We start from the raw sequence: 485 nt of genomic DNA, 5'->3' as shown, positions 1-485 counted from the left end.
TCTCGGATGTATACCTCGAAGACAGAAGACTCTGCACGCGGTCTGTGACTCCGGCGACATTCCAAGCAAATTGGTCGCTTTCCGCAAAGATGCTAAGCGATATTCGCCAGCAAGTCTTCAATCGACTGACCGGGTGGGCGGTCCACAGAGCATGTTGCCCCGAATCCGGCGCTGAGGCGGCCATGCGATGGGGTGTCATGCGTGACGAATCGTTCCAAAGGGAATTTGACGCTGACATTCTTTCGATTTCCAGCAAAGTTCGCGAATGGAAATACGGTGAAGGGCTGCGACACTGGCAACTCTATCTGCTCGATTGGCTTCTTTGGAACGACGGCAAAGAAGACTGCCCGCTACTGCAGAGAACGCTGACCTCGTTTGAAACGAAGAACACCCGCGTTAAAGCTGCCTTGCAGAACTTTCAGATGCCGAAGTTCAAAAAAATTTTCCGAAACTTCAGTTTTGTTCGCCACGGAGCCATTGAGCAT

General features: G+C 51.8%; 1 protein-coding gene. It reads left to right on the top strand.

Going from position 1 to position 485, the window contains the following annotated elements; genetic code table 11:
• Nucleotides 1-182 precede the first annotated feature (182 nt).
• Nucleotides 183-485, top strand: a 303-nt coding sequence (locus H6A60_RS12495; RefSeq protein WP_205105130.1) for a hypothetical protein, incomplete at its 3' end; no start/stop codon positions are given.

Origin of the sequence: Sutterella massiliensis (genome assembly GCF_016899755.1) — a bacterium.
GTDB lineage: Bacteria > Pseudomonadota > Gammaproteobacteria > Burkholderiales > Burkholderiaceae_F > Sutterella > Sutterella massiliensis.
Note: the sequence above shows the minus strand (reverse complement) of the source record. Positions and strands in the feature narration are given on the sequence as shown.